At 68.9% G+C, this 12686-nt stretch carries 15 protein-coding genes and 1 tRNA gene; 15 read left to right on the forward strand and 1 reads right to left on the reverse strand.

What is annotated here, in order from left to right:
• Nucleotides 1-264 precede the first annotated feature (264 nt).
• The 12 genes from ACIRC0_RS11695 (at nt 265) to ACIRC0_RS11750 (ending at nt 8918) form a co-directional block, all read left to right on the forward strand.
• Nucleotides 265-621 (forward strand): hypothetical protein, encoded by a 357-nt coding sequence (locus tag ACIRC0_RS11695; protein WP_010040228.1) that lies wholly within the window; start codon nt 265-267, stop codon nt 619-621.
• Nucleotides 621-1997 carry an FtsK/SpoIIIE domain-containing protein gene (locus ACIRC0_RS11700; protein ID WP_403614441.1) on the forward strand — a complete coding sequence of 459 codons (1377 nt, stop codon included), beginning with the start codon at nt 621-623 and terminating at the stop codon, nt 1995-1997. The genes ACIRC0_RS11695 and ACIRC0_RS11700 overlap by 1 nt, the downstream gene beginning before the upstream one ends.
• A 65-nt stretch (nt 1998-2062) precedes the next feature.
• Nucleotides 2063-2296: a hypothetical protein gene (locus ACIRC0_RS11705; protein ID WP_403614444.1), complete on the forward strand. Its 234-nt coding sequence runs from the start codon at nt 2063-2065 to the stop codon at nt 2294-2296.
• A gap of 22 nt (nt 2297-2318) precedes the next feature.
• On the forward strand, nt 2319-2915 hold the full coding sequence (locus ACIRC0_RS11710) for a DUF2637 domain-containing protein (RefSeq protein WP_403614447.1): 597 nt from the start codon (nt 2319-2321) through the stop codon (nt 2913-2915).
• 10 nt (nt 2916-2925) lie between these two features.
• A complete protein-coding gene (locus tag ACIRC0_RS11715; protein WP_351925844.1) occupies nt 2926-3117 on the forward strand; it encodes a mobile element transfer protein in 192 nt (63 codons plus the stop codon).
• Between the two features lie 10 nt (nt 3118-3127).
• Nucleotides 3128-3322: a hypothetical protein gene (locus tag ACIRC0_RS11720; RefSeq protein WP_403614450.1), complete on the forward strand. Its 195-nt coding sequence runs from the start codon at nt 3128-3130 to the stop codon at nt 3320-3322.
• Between the two features lie 14 nt (nt 3323-3336).
• The gene (locus ACIRC0_RS11725) at nt 3337-3582 is read left to right on the forward strand and encodes a SpdD protein (protein ID WP_403614453.1); all 246 of its coding nucleotides are present in this window, start codon (nt 3337-3339) and stop codon (nt 3580-3582) included.
• A 129-nt stretch (nt 3583-3711) separates the two neighbouring features.
• Complete coding sequence (locus tag ACIRC0_RS11730) at nt 3712-5031, forward strand: replication initiator (protein WP_403614456.1); 1320 nt, start codon at nt 3712-3714, stop codon at nt 5029-5031.
• The gene (locus ACIRC0_RS11735; RefSeq protein WP_403614459.1) at nt 5007-5201 is read left to right on the forward strand and encodes a helix-turn-helix transcriptional regulator; all 195 of its coding nucleotides are present in this window, start codon (nt 5007-5009) and stop codon (nt 5199-5201) included. The genes ACIRC0_RS11730 and ACIRC0_RS11735 overlap by 25 nt, the downstream gene beginning before the upstream one ends.
• Complete coding sequence (locus tag ACIRC0_RS11740; RefSeq protein ID WP_403614462.1) at nt 5198-6571, forward strand: tyrosine-type recombinase/integrase; 1374 nt, start codon at nt 5198-5200, stop codon at nt 6569-6571. The genes ACIRC0_RS11735 and ACIRC0_RS11740 overlap by 4 nt, the downstream gene beginning before the upstream one ends.
• A 189-nt stretch (nt 6572-6760) precedes the next feature.
• Complete coding sequence (locus ACIRC0_RS11745; protein ID WP_403614464.1) at nt 6761-7615, forward strand: nuclease-related domain-containing protein; 855 nt, start codon at nt 6761-6763, stop codon at nt 7613-7615.
• A 169-nt stretch (nt 7616-7784) separates the two neighbouring features.
• Nucleotides 7785-8918: a TIGR02391 family protein gene (locus ACIRC0_RS11750; RefSeq protein ID WP_403614741.1), complete on the forward strand. Its 1134-nt coding sequence runs from the start codon at nt 7785-7787 to the stop codon at nt 8916-8918.
• A gap of 298 nt (nt 8919-9216) precedes the next feature.
• Here ACIRC0_RS11750 and ACIRC0_RS11755 read toward each other — a convergent pair.
• A tRNA-Arg gene (locus ACIRC0_RS11755) sits at nt 9217-9288 on the reverse strand.
• Nucleotides 9289-9397: 109 nt separating this feature from the next.
• Between ACIRC0_RS11755 and ACIRC0_RS11760 the strand changes: the two genes are divergently transcribed.
• From ACIRC0_RS11760 to lysA, 3 genes are all read left to right on the forward strand, one after another.
• Nucleotides 9398-9952 carry a response regulator gene (locus ACIRC0_RS11760; protein ID WP_403614467.1) on the forward strand — a complete coding sequence of 185 codons (555 nt, stop codon included), beginning with the start codon at nt 9398-9400 and terminating at the stop codon, nt 9950-9952.
• 264 nt (nt 9953-10216) lie between these two features.
• Nucleotides 10217-11215 carry an ArgS-related anticodon-binding protein NrtL gene (gene nrtL / locus ACIRC0_RS11765; RefSeq protein WP_403614469.1) on the forward strand — a complete coding sequence of 333 codons (999 nt, stop codon included), beginning with the start codon at nt 10217-10219 and terminating at the stop codon, nt 11213-11215.
• Nucleotides 11216-11231: 16 nt separating this feature from the next.
• The gene (lysA, locus tag ACIRC0_RS11770) at nt 11232-12623 is read left to right on the forward strand and encodes a diaminopimelate decarboxylase (protein ID WP_403614472.1); all 1392 of its coding nucleotides are present in this window, start codon (nt 11232-11234) and stop codon (nt 12621-12623) included.
• Nucleotides 12624-12686 lie beyond the last annotated feature (63 nt).

Genomic DNA, 12686 nt, shown 5'->3' on the forward strand with positions numbered 1-12686 from the left:
CGCGTCCAGCGGAGTTGGCGGTGCGGACATGCGAACGGGCCGGAGCAGGAAGGCAGACCTGCGCCGGTGCGTAAGCGGAAGGGCCACAGAAACAGATGTGGCCTGAGCGGGAGGCAGCCCACTCAGGCCGGGTGCGTCTTTGGCATCAACGCTCCTGGAGCGTATCGCGCCCAGTCGGTATGAGGTCAACCTCCCGTTGCGTAGTCATTCGTCACTGAAAGCGGCCGTACGCGTGTGCGGCGCAACGCAAGGGAGAGCAATTCTGTGCGTGTCATCCGTGTGGAGACTTCGGCGGCCACCATCTTGCTGACCGAAGCACCGGAACCCAAGGTTCGGGACCGCCAGACCGGAGAGATCGCCAAGGACGCCACCAGCGGCGAAGCACTCATGACGATCGGCGCCGTCTACATCGAGGACGGCGAGTCTTCGCTGATCAAGGTCACCGTTCCGGAAAGCGGCATCTCTGAGGGCCTGACGCTCGGCGCTCCGGTCTCGCTGCCGGGTCTGGTGGCCCGGCCGTGGGAGACCGTGTTCAACGGTCAGCAGCGGCACGGCATCGCCTTTCGCGCCGCAGCCGTCACACCGGCAACCTTCCCGGCTCGGGCCGAGGCCTCGGCCTGATGTCGGACTGGTTGACGCTGCTGGAGGTGGGTGGCCCCCTCGCCGGACTCGGTGGCGGGGCCGCCTACACCCGGGCTCGTCACCCGGGCGTCTACTGGTCCACGGTCGGCCTGCCGATATCGACGGTCCGGCTCCTCGGTTCCTACAGCTCCGTCATGGAGGCTTGCGGCCTGACCGTCCAGCCCTCCCGGCTGCGGGCCCTGGCGGTCAAGGCGACGTCTCGCCGCGAGGTCCGGCCGGTGCCTCCTCGCCGGGGAGTCATTCGGCCCACCTCGACGGGCCTGCGGCTTCGGTTACGCCTGGCTCCGGGCCAGGAGCCGGCAGATGTCGCCGCCTCGGCGGAACGACTGCGGCATGCCTGGGGCGTGCACGCCGTGTACGTGACGGACGTGAAGCCGGGTGTGGTGGAGCTGCGGCTCGTCGGCTACGACGTGCTGCGCAACGTCCGGATGCCCAGGAAGGCGGAGCGCGCACTCCTCAAGGTGCCGGTGGCGCTGAGGGAGGACGCGACGGCCTTCGTACGGGACTACCGGACCATCCCGCACCAACTCACTCTCGGCGCGACCCTGTCGGGGAAGTCCATGTACCAACGGCACCTGGTCACCGGGCTGGCACAGCAGCCGGTCGCGCTGGTCGGCATCGACTGCAAGCGGGGCGTGGAGCTCGCGCCCTTCGCCCCGCGGCTATCGGCGTTGGCCACCGATCCCGAGCAGGCGTCCGAGCTGCTGCCGGTCCTCGTGAAGGAGATGGAAGACCGGTACGACCTGATCAAGGCCCGGCAAGGCATCGCGCCGGGCACCCCGGACGAGGAGATCACCTCCGACATCTGGGGCCTGCCCGAGGAAGAACGGCCGGTGCCGATCGTGCTGTTCGTCGATGAAGTGGCCGAACTGTTCCTCGTCGCCACGCGCAAGGACGAGGAACGGCGCGATGAGATGGTCACCCAACTCATCCGTCTCGCGCAGCTCGGCCGCGCCGCCGGCATCTACCTGGAAGTCTGCGGACAGAGGTTCGGGGCTGAGCTGGGCAAGGGCGCGACCATGCTGCGGGCCCAGCTCACCGGCCGCGTGTGCCACCGCGTCAACGACGAAGCGTCCGCAAAGATGGCGCTCGGAGACATCGCACCGGAAGCGGTCGACGCCGCCTGTGCCATCGCCCCCGAACGCCCCGGCCTCGCCGTGGCCGGTGACACCTCCGGCGGCTGGTCCCGTATCCGCACCCCGTACCTCTCACTCGGCGACGCTGCTGCGGTCTGCCGGGAGTCGGCTCACCGGGTGCCGAACCTGCCCGCGCTCGAACCGTTCCGACCCGCGGTGCCGCTCCGTCCGGCTGACGCCCCGGTATCGCTGCTCAAGCCAGTCCCGCTCGCCGAGTAAGCGGCTGCCGCTCAACACGCTCCAACGGCCCGCACGTCCGTCTCGTGCCAAGTCCCTACCCCGCCATGCCCAAAATCGAGGGAGTCGCTTTGTCCCGCCCGTCCATCTCCGAAGTCTCGGCGCTGATCGCCGACCTGTCCGACCACCGCAAATTCGGCGTCGGCAACTACCGCGAACTCATGAGCCGTAAGGCGGACTTGCTGGAACGTATCGCCGCCGACCAACCCGGCGACACCGAAGCGGCCGAGGTCGCCGCTGCTGCACGCGCGCGGGCCGACGAGCTCAAGTCCACTGACTGACCACATCGGAGGGAATCGAACCGTGCGCGCCCACCTGGCCCGCGTCGACGCGGTGCTCGTGCAGGCGGTCATCGCCGCCGCGCTGTCCTTCGCCCACCTGCACGACCTGGCCTCGGCCGCAGGACAGCACGGGTGGAAGGCGTGGGTGTACCCGGTTTCCGTGGACCTGCTGCTGGTGGCGGCCTGGCGTCGACTGCGATCCGGAGGGGCGAAAGCGGGCGGGTGGTGCTGGTTCCTCGTGGCGCTGACCGCGTCGCTCGGCGCCAACGTCGCCACCGCCGGCCTGCTCGACCTGGGCGCCGTACCCGCCTGGCTCCGCATCCTCGTCGCCGGATGGCCCGCGGTCGCCTTCCTCGGCGGCACCCTCCTCGCCCACACCGCACACGACACGACCGGCGAACCCGCACCCGTCATCCCCGAGCCGACCGCCCCTGAGCCCGAACCTCGCCCGGCCATCGCCCCTTCCTCGGTGCCGGTCCCGGCCGCCCTCGTCGACCACGCCCGAAAGGTCGCCGCCGAGCACCGTGCGCGGACCGGAGCAGCCATCGACACTCCGACACTCCGTGCACGGCTCGGTGTCCCGGCGCAACTGGACGAAGCCATCGCCGCACAGCTCTGAAGGAGCACACATGCCCGCCAACCGCCGCTTCCGCAACGTCGTCCGCATCGGCCCGGTCCAGGTCGGCACGTACTACGACGGCCGGGGCCGCGAGAAGCACACCGCCGCCTGCACGGCCCCGCGCTGCGGCTTCTCGACGGACTACGACAGCCGCGCCGCCGCCGAACTGGCCGCCCGCACCCATCGCTGCGCCGTCCGCTGAGGAGACCCCTGTGACCGTCACGCTCCCGCTCGTCTTCGTCCTGGGCGTCATCGCCTGGGCCGCGATCAAGTTCCTCGGCATCCGTCTCTGGGTCGCCGTGGTGATCGCTCTGTTCGGCTTCTGGCTCTCTCACACCTTCCTGGCCCCGGCCATCGAGTCCGGCACCCGTTCGGGGGTCGGCGTGGTCAACGGCCCCCACAAGTGACTAGGAGGTCCACCGTGTTCCGTCCCAAGCTGCCCGACGTCCCGACGCTGCCGACGACACCCGTCCTCCCGCAGCAGACGCAGGTTCCGGTGCCATCCGCGGGCCGGTCGCTCGCTCCGATCGCGGGCGCGGTCGCCGGTGTGGTCGTCGTCGGCGTCGTACTCACCGCGCTCCTGGCGGCCGTCGCCGTATCGGCCGTGTCCGTTGCCATTGCCGCAGTGGTCCTGCGCTCCCTGCTCAGCGGCGTGAACAAGCGCTGACCGGCCGCCGGGGCGGTAGCAAGCCGCCAAGCATCCCGCCGCCCCGGGGCCGCCCTCCAACCGTCGAAACAGCAGAAAGGAACACCCATCATCACCCGGCAGACTTCGCCCCCGCTGGCGGAACTCTCCATGCTGGCTTCCCTCGGCAACTTGCCCGAGCTGGCCCACCAACTCTCTGGCCTGGGCGGCTGCACCCACCCGGTCCGCCTCGACGGCCACCGCACCGAGTACGCGGTCAACACGACGACCGGCGAGATCGGCAACGTCCTGCGTCACCTGGACTCCGCCAGCCTCCCCGCCGGACAGCTCCTCGTCCGCTGCAACAACCGCCGCGCCACCCGGTGCGCGGCCTGCGCCGAGACTTACCGGCGCGACACCTACCACCTGATCACCGCCGGACTACGCGGCGGCAAGGGCACCTCGGAACAGGTCGCGACGCACCCGCGCGTCTTCGCCACGTTCACCGCCCCGAGCTTCGGGCCAGTCCACAACCGTCCCTCGAGCGGCCGGGACTGCCGCTGCGGCATCCGCCACGACGAACAGGATCCCGCCCTGGGCACTCCGCTCGACCCGGACACCTACGACTACGAAGCGGCCGTCCTCTGGAACGCGCACGCCGGTGCCCTGTGGCGGCGCTTCTCGATCTACCTACGCCGGGAGGTCGCCAAGCGCGCCGGCCTCACACAGCGGGCGTTCCGGCACCACGCGCGGGTCTCCTTCGCGAAGGTGGCCGAGTACCAAAAGCGCGGTGCCGTCCACTTCCACGCGGTCATCCGCCTCGACGGCCCCGAGGGCGGCGACACCGCACCTCCGACCTGGGCCACCGCCGACCTGCTCACCGACGCCATCAAGGTCGCGGCCACGGCTGCACCGGTGGACGGACCGGAGATCGACGGCCGGGCGCACCGCTTTGTCTTCGGCCGACAGCTCGACGTGCGCACGATCCGCTCCGCCGACTTCGACGACGGCCAGGAGCTGACCGAACGGGCCGTAGCGGCGTACATCGCCAAGTACGCCACCAAGGGTGCCGAGACAGCCACCGGCACCCTGGACCGGCCGATCCGCTTCCTCGCCGAGCTGGCCCAGGCCCGGATCACCGAGCACGCCCGTCGCATGATCCGAACCGCATGGTCCCTCGGTGCTCGCCCGGAGCTGGCAGACCTCCGCCTTCGGGCATGGGCGCACATGCTCGGCTTCCGCGGCCACTTCTCCACCAAGTCCCGCCGCTACTCCACCACCCTCGGTGCACTACGCGACGCCCGTGCCGAGTGGCGCCGGGCCCAAGCGGCACCGGCCGTCCCGCAGGACGGCGAAACCACGCTCGTCCTTGCCCACTGGGTGTTCGCCGGCACCGGCCTCAGCCATGGCGAAACCTGGCTTGCCGCATCACTCGAAGCCGCCCCTGGAACGGAAGGAGAACCAACATGGACCGCCGTCGAGACGAGCTGATGACCGTCCGCCAAGTGCTGGACGAGCTGCGCGGCGTCTCTCGCCGGACGTTCTACCGCTGGCGTGAGCTCGGCTACGGGCCTGCCGCCTTCAAGCTGCCCAACGGGGAGCTGCGGGTGTGGCGGAGTGACTTCACCGCGTGGCTGCGGCAGCTGGAGGCGGCGGCGTGAAGTCTCTCGACGTCAAGGTCTGGGGCGTACGCAAGCGGGACACCAAGACGCCCTCGTACGGCGTCCGGTGGTCCGTCGCGGGCAACGTCTTCTCGGACTCGTTCCGCACCAAGGCGCTCGCTGATCACTACCGAACGAAGCTCATGCGTGCCATGCGGGACGGCGAAGAGTTCGACACGGAGACTGGCCTTCCGGCCTCTATGGAACAGAAGAAGTCGCCGTTGTCCTGGTACGACTTCGCCCTCAGGTACCTCGCGATGAAGTGGCCCCACGCTGCGCCCAACACGCGAGACGGCATCAACGAATCCCTTACCAGCGTGACCATGGAACTGCTTGTGGAGCGCGCGGGGCGGCCGTCCGACGAGGAGATTCGTAAGGCATTACGCAACTGGGCCTTCGTGCTGCCAGGGCCGAACGAGCGAGAGGCCCCGGAGAACGTCTGGAACGTTCTGCACTGGGTGGCAAAGGCATCCCGACCGCTTGCGGATCTCGCTGAACCCGCAACGGCCCGCACGGTGCTCGACGGGCTGAAGCTGAAGCTCGACGGCACCGCGGCAGCCGCTGAGACCGTGCGACGGAAGCGGCGGACCCTCGTCAACGCTGCGAACTACGCGGTCGACCTGGGGGAGCTCCGTGAGAATCCGATCACCGCGGTTCGCTGGCAGAAGCCCAAGATCTCGAACCAGGTCGATCCGCGTGTTGTCGCCAACCCGGAGCAGGCCCGCAATCTCCTGGCCGCAGTGTCCTACGTGGGCGGCTACCGGCGTGCTCGCGGTCGACGTCTCGTCGGACTGTTCGCGGCTATGTACTTCGGTGGCCTCCGGCCTGCTGAGGCGGTCGGCCTGGTCGAGACTGACCTTGTGCTTCCCAAGCAGGGCTGGGGATCGGCGCTGCTCCACCGGACCCGTCCTTCGGTCGGCAAGCAGTGGACCGACTCGGGGGAGACCCACGACGACCGCGGACTCAAGAATCGGCCGATCGAGGACGTTCGCCCCGTGCCCTTCCCGCCCCAGCTCGTCACCGTACTGCGCGATCACCTTGCCACCTTCGGCACAGCGGAAGACGGGCGGCTCTTCTTTAGCGAGAAGGGCTCGGTCGTCCCGTCCTCGACCTACTACCGCGTGTGGCAGGAGGCTCGGCTCCTGGCGCTCCCACCGGCCGTCGCGGCCTCGCCGCTCGCGAGTAGGCCATACGACCTTCGGCACTCGGCGCTGTCGACGTGGCTCAATGCCGGAGTGGATCCCACCGAGGTTGCCGAGCGCGCCGGCAACAGCGTTGAGGTCTTGCTGACCCGCTACGCGAAGTGCCTCGACGGACGGCAGGACGTCGCCAATCGGCGCATCGAGGACCTGCTCCGCGAGTATGAGTAAGACAACCTGCACCCACACCGAGGCCTCAGGCACGCCGCCTGGGGCCTCCCTCGTTTCGTGCCCTACCGGCGCCGATGTCTCGTTCGGAAAGGGCGAGCTGAGTTGAGCTGCTTGCCCTGCGGTCTTGTGGCCTCGTCTCGCTTGCTGCTGGCATGTTGGCAAGGTCAATGCGGAGCACAGGGGGGCCTTGTGGAGCTGCACGTCACGCGCTGGAAGCGGTACGGGCATGATCGTCTGTACGCCAACCTGCCTGATGCCACCGCGGTCGGTTGGGCGGACGTCACGACGGGGGACATCACAGTCTTGCGGGCCGAGTGCCGCGACGACGTGATCACCGTGCTCACGAAGCACTTACAGAGCCTCACCGAGCCTGTCCCGCCAGACAGGGCGCTGGAGGCTCAGTCGCGTCCGATGCTGCCGCCTCTGACGCCGGCCGACGACCTGGCCATCAACCTTCCCGGGAAGTCCATACGTGATCTGCTCGATGAATCCGGTCCGGGGCTAATGGAGCGAGTCGTCTCACGGCTTCTGCGGCACCCCACTGAGTGGGACTCCTGGCGAAAGGGGCTGTCGGGGGAGCGGCGAGTGGGAGCCGAGTTGAACCGCTTGGGACGCCACGGCTGGCGCGTCCTGCACTCCATCCCCTTGGCCAACAAAGTGGATATCGATCACTTATTGATCGGGCCTGGTGGAGTGTTCAGCATCAATACGAAGCACCACCACAAGAGGGCCGTATGGGTCGGGGACGATTCCGTGAAAGTGGATCACGGGAAACCGGCGCCCTACGCACGCAAGAGCCGGGCGGAGGCCAAGCGGGTCGCCCGAGTGCTTGGGCGCTATTGCGGCTTCCCGGTGCCGGTTGAACCGGTCCTCGTCTTCGTCGGTGTCACCGAGCTGAAGGTAGTTGCTACGCAGCTCAGTGTCCGGGTGTACCAGGAGCGCCAGGTGTCGGCACTCGCTCCGCTCTCAGGCGTTCTTACGGCCGACCAGGTGGAGCAGGTGTACGGCGTTGCTCGCCATCGTCAGGCTTGGAGCCACGCCTGATCTGGTGGCCGTTCCGCCCGACTCGGACGGCGACCGCTTCGACGGACGTCGTTGATCCTCCGGCTCCGAGACGCCCCAGGAGGAGACTACCCAAACGCAGTCGCTGGATGACCGTACCGTCCGATAACCTTCCTGGCCTGTACGGTTACAGACAGTTGCGGGGTTGTTCATGAACATGCGCAATCGGGCCGTCGCACCGAAGGGCATGCCTCGTCCCTCGGGCGACGAGGGATCCAAGCTCCTGAACCTCGTCTGGCAGCACCTTGCCCAGAAGCGTGGGTGGCCCACCTTCGAGCAGGTTGACAGGGCCCTCTACCGCGCGGGTATCGAATTCGAGGACGCAATTGGCCAACTACCGCGGGGTCTGCTCTTGGGGATCGACCCCGACCTGCAACGCCGACCGCCTCATCCCAACCAGGCGATCCAACTCTCTCTCGCTGGCGCAGTGCACTGCGACGACACCGCGACAGAGATCAAGGCCTTTATTTTCCTAGTGCGTCTAGCCGGCGTGATCGAACGAGACTGGGAGCCCGTCCCCGACGAGCCTTCGGCGCCCAGTCAGCCGTACATTGACCCTGAGGTCCTCAAGACACACCCAGCCTTCGATCCCGGTGTGCTCCCACCGGCGGAGGCTTTCTATCGCGCCGCACTGCTGACCACGTATGAGCCTTGGACGTCGGGTCTCGGCTGGCGATCCGAGGAGCTGTATTGGCGCGTCTCATTCGACCGCAGAGTCCGCCCCTTCGCGACGGTGACCAGACTCGTGGAGTATTGGAACGCGAGGACTAGCGTGCTCGACTCTCAGCCAGGAGAACCCAAGTTCCTGCCATCGCCGCTTGTATGTGAACCCGTCCTCGCACCAGCGCCCGCGCCAACACTGGTGCTCTCCATTCCACTTCACCCCGAAGTGGCGGCAGTGGCAGCTGGACGCTTCGAGAAAGGGCAGTACACCGATGCAGTGCGGAGCGCCTTCCAAGCTGTGGAGCACCGCGTCCAGATGCTGAGTGGACTCTCGGAGGTCGGAGCAAAGCTCATGGGCACGGCGCTCGGTTCGGACACGCCGAAGCTTGTCGTGACTCGAGCTACTGGCCCTTCGCTACGGAGCGAGCGCGAAGGCTTTCGGGACCTGTTCAAGGGAGCGATGGAAGCACTCCGAAACCCCAGATCCCATGGCCCGCACTTCGCCGACGATCCGGAAGAAGCGCAGGAGATGCTGGCCCTCGCGAACATGCTCATGCGGCGGCTCGACGAGGCAGAGGCCAGCCTCGGCGCGCAGCCAGCAGCGGCAGCGGGAACGCCGTAACTTGTCGTGCGGCGCGAGGCCGACTGCCTGGAGGAGCACTGTGGGCCTGCGGGAGCTAGGTGCCGGCAGCACTTATGGGCGCCCGTTGGTAGCCCCGGTGGCGTGACGACCCGTACCGGGGCGGGACGCCTGGCGATAGCGCGGACCTCACCTGCGGCAATGCCCCAAGATCCCGTCCACGCCTCGTCCACAGACCCCGACATACGGCCGCTCCAGGCGGCACACGGCTGCACAAACACGAAGACCCCGACCGCAGCGTTTCCGCTGGTGACGGGGTCTCTGGGCACCTCATACAGGGTGCCCCCGGCAGGATTCGAACCTGCGCACACGGCTCCGGAGGCCGTTGCTCTATCCCCTGAGCTACGGGGGCGTGTCCCGCGCTGTTGCGCTGACGGGTAGAACCCTACCAGCTCCTTCGTGGTGGTCATGAACGGTTTCCCGGGGGCTCCGTCGTCGCGGCGCGCCCGGACGGGGTGGAAGTGGGGAAAACCCGGACGCGACCCCCTGGGGCAACCTACTCTCGAGTTGTGCCAGGCGCATCCGGCCGGGTGCTTGTTGTGGACGACAACAAGGTCATCCGGCAGCTGATCAGGGTCAACCTCGAGCTGGAGGGTCTCGAGGTCGTGACCGCCGCCGACGGTGCCGAGTGTCTGGACGTCGTGCATCAGGTGCGGCCCGATGTCGTCACCCTGGATGTCGTCATGCCTCGGCTCGACGGGTTGCGGACGGCAGCGCGGCTTCGTGCCGATCCCCGGACCCGGAAGCTGCCCCTCGCCATCATCAGCGCCTGTACGCAGTCGGAGGTCGAGAGCGGCCTCGATGTCGGTGTCGACGCCTTTCTCGCCAAGCCCTTCGAGCCGTCCGAACTCGTCCGGCTCGTGAAGGACTTGATCGAGCGCGGTCCTCAGGCCGGTCGGCACCACCACCAGCAACAGCAGAGCGGTCGCGACCGCCACGGCGTGCCCGATTCCGGTGCCGCAGATCGCGTCGAGCCCGCCGGCCACGCACCCCACGCCGGGCAGCCGGGCGGTTGAGGCAACCCCTCCGTGCACGCCACCCCGGGCAACCGCAAGCCACGCACGCAACCCCTGCGCGCGCATGCCCCCGGGCACCCGAGCCGCCCCACGACGTATGCCCCACCGGGCAACCGCAAGCCACCACCCAGCCCACCCAGCCCACCCAGCCCAAGCGGGCAACCGACGGCCAACCGCAGTCCCGCCCCACCGGCCCCGTCCACATCCCGGACCCCAGCCGAAACAACTCGCCGACCCACCCCCCTCCTCCCCTACCCTTGTCCCGTGACCCCCGTCGAGCTGTCCCGCACCGTGCTGCGCGCGGTGCGTCGTGCCGTCGACGTGGGGGAACTCAGCGTGCCTCTGCCCGCACGTGCGGTGGTCACTCCGCCCGGGCCCGGTGGTCGTGGTGACTACGCCACCAACATCGCCCTGCAGCTGGCCCGTCCCGCCGGGCGTCCGGCCCTTCAGGTCGCCGAGATTCTCCGGCCCCACCTCCGTGACACCGTCGGCGTCGCCGATGTCGAGATCACCGGGCCCGGGTTCCTCAACATCCACCTCGACCAGGGCGCCGCCACCGCGGCCCTCGTCCGCGAGATCCTCGACCGCGGTGACCACCTCGAGAACGACTACGGGCACAGTCAGGCCCTCGACGGCCACCTCGTCCCGCTCCGCATCCCCTACGACATCCGCGCCGAAGTCGTAGCCGACACCCTGGTCCGGATCATCGCGACCCAGGGCGGACGCGCCGAGATCGATCACGCCCGTCCCGGCGAACCCGTCGACCTGCGCCCCGTCCCGGCGCCCGAGGACCCCACCCCTCTCGGCCCCGACGCCGCCCGCTGGGCCCTCCTCCACCCCGCCGCCCACGACCGGCCCCGCATCACCGCGGACCATCTGCTCCAGCGCGAGAGCAACCCTCTCTTCCGCGTTCGCTACGCCCACTCCCGCGCCCGCGCCCTGGGCCGTAACGCCGCTCGACTCGGATACGAGGCCGTCCCGGGTGACGTACCGGAGGCGACCGCCGCCTCCCTCACCCGTGCCCTCGCCGAGTACCCCACCGCCCTCGCCCAGGCGGCCGCCCACCGTGCGCCCGATCGGCTCGCCCGGCACCTCGTCGCCGTCGCCGACGGACTGCTCGCCTTTCAGCACACCGTTCTTCCGCTCGGCGAGGAGAAACCCTCGGCCGCCCACCGCGCCCGGCTCGCTCTCGCCGAAGCCGCCGGGACGGTGCTGGCCGGCGGCCTGTCCCTGCTCGGTATCAGTGCACCCGATTACCTGTGAGAGAGCCAGACCAGTCATGAGCCGTTCCGCGCACCCCGCCGGGCCCCGCCACGCCGACGTCCTGCCCGAGGGGCACTACTCCGCCCCGCCCGCCGACCTCAACGCCCTCGACCCCAAGGTGTGGGCGCAGACCGTCACCCGTGACGCGCAAGGTGTCGTCACCGTCGGCGGCATCGACGTCAAGACGCTCGCCGAGCGGTTCGGCACCCCGGCCTACTTCATCGACGAGGCCGACTTCCGGACCCGCGCCCGCGCGTGGCGTACCGCGTTCGGGCCGGACGCCGACGTGTTCTACGCCGGGAAGGCGTTCCTGTCCCGCGCCGTCGTGCGCTGGCTGTACGAGGAAGGGCTCAACCTCGACGTCTGCTCCGGTGGTGAGCTCTCCACCGCTCTGGCCGGCGGTATGCCCGCCGACCGCATCGCCTTCCACGGCAACAACAAGTCCGTCGAGGAGATCACCAAGGCCGTCGAAGCCGGTGTCGGCCGGATCGTCCTCGATTCCTTCCAGGAGATCGTGCGGGTCGCGCACATCGCCTCCTCCATGGGCAAGCGGCAGCACGTCCAGATCCGCGTGACCGTCGGTGTCGAGGCGCACACCCACGAGTTCATCGCCACCGCCCACGAGGACCAGAAGTTCGGCATCCCGCTCGCCGACGGGCAGGCCGCCGAAGCCGTACGCCGTGCCCTCCAGCTCGACGGGCTGGAGCTCATCGGGATCCACAGTCACATCGGGTCCCAGATCTTCGACATGTCCGGGTTCGAGGTCGCCGCCCACCGGGTCGTGGGTCTTCTGAAGGACATTCGGGACGAGCACGGCGTCGAGCTGCCCGAGATCGACCTCGGCGGCGGCCTCGGCATCGCCTACACCAGCGACGACGACCCCCGCGAGCCCCATGAGATCGCCAAGGCGCTCACCGAGATCGTTTCGCGCGAGTGTGAGGGCGCACGTCTGCGCACGCCCCGTATCTCCGTCGAGCCGGGCCGTGCCATCGTCGGGCCGACCGCCTTCACCCTCTACGAGGTCGGCACCATCAAGCCGCTCCAGGGCCTGCGTACGTACGTCTCCGTCGACGGCGGCATGTCCGACAACATCCGCACCGCCCTCTACGACGCCGAGTACAGCGTCTGTCTCGCCTCGCGCACCTCGGACGCGGAGCCGATGCTGGTCCGCATCGTCGGCAAGCACTGCGAGAGCGGGGACATCGTGGTGCGGGACGCCTTCCTGCCCGCCGATCTCGCGCCCGGTGACCTCATCGCCGTACCTGCCACCGGCGCCTACTGCCGCTCCATGGCCAGCAACTACAACCACGCGCTCCGCCCGCCCGTCGTCGCCGTGAACGACTCCGACGCCCGGGTCATCGTCCGTCGTGAGACGGAGGACGACCTGCTGCGTCTCGACGTCGGGTGAGCCACCGGCCGGCAGACGGCGGAAGATCTTCCGGTCGTGCGCCGCTGACAAAATGAAATAAAC

Origin of the sequence: Streptomyces sp. NPDC093984, from assembly GCF_044764595.1 — a bacterium.
GTDB classification, from domain to species: Bacteria; Actinomycetota; Actinomycetes; order Streptomycetales; family Streptomycetaceae; genus Streptomyces; species Streptomyces cynarae.